Source organism: Streptomyces sp. A01 (genome assembly GCF_059026195.1).
Genome location: NZ_JBWLKN010000109.1, coordinates 1 through 831, shown reverse-complemented (window position 1 = coordinate 831; position 831 = coordinate 1). Strand labels below are relative to the sequence as shown.

At 68.2% G+C, this 831-nt stretch carries 1 protein-coding gene; it reads right to left on the bottom strand.

Going from position 1 to position 831, the window contains the following annotated elements:
• The coding region (locus AC5P1B_RS35735) for a beta-ketoacyl reductase (protein ID WP_493892204.1) at positions 1-772 on the bottom strand (772 nt) is incomplete at its 3' end.
• Between the last annotated feature and the right edge of the window lie 59 nt (positions 773-831).

Sequence of the window (831 nt, the reverse complement as noted above, 5' to 3'; positions counted from 1 at the left end):
CCACACCCGGCTCAGCCGGCTCGGCAGCGGCGGTGACTTCGGGGATATCGCTGATCAGCGCAGAGGGGCGGACCGAGGTGAAGGCCTTGGCGAAACGCGGCCAGTCCATATCGGTGACCGTGACACACCCCTCGTCCCGCTCCACCGCCTCCCACAACGCCGCAAGAGCCAACCCAGGCTCCATGGCCCGCACACCCCGCCGCCGCATCCGCTCAGCAAACTCCTCCTCCACCGCCATACCCGACCCACCCCAAGCCCCCCAGGCCACCGACGTCCCACACAACCCCACACCACGCCGATACAACACCAGCCCATCCATAAACGCATTCGCCGCCGCATAACCACCCTGCCCACCCCCACCCCACACACCAGCCCCCGACGAAAACAACACAAAGCCCGACAGACCCATATCCCGCGTCAGTTCGTGAAGGTTCCTCGCCGTCTCCACCTTCGGATCGGAAACGGTGGCCAGGTCCGATGTTCCTGTCTCGATGAGGGAAGCGGTCATCGCCACACCCGCGGTGTGGATGACGGTGGTGAGGGGGTGTTCGGTGGGGATGGTGGCGAGGGTGTCGGCGAGGGTTTGGCGGTTGGTGGTGTCGCAGGCGGTGATGGTGACGTGGGCACCGAGTTCGGTGAGGTGGGTGTGGAGTTCGCTCGCGCCGGGGGCGTGGGGGCCGCGGCGGCTGAGGAGCAGGAGGTGAGGCGTCCCCCGGGCGGCGAGTTGGCGGGCGATGTGGGAGCCGAGGGCGCCGGTACCGCCGGTGATCAAGACGGTGCCTTCCGGCCGCCAGGGCCGGGAGGACGAGGTGATGGTGGGTTCGGTGGTGG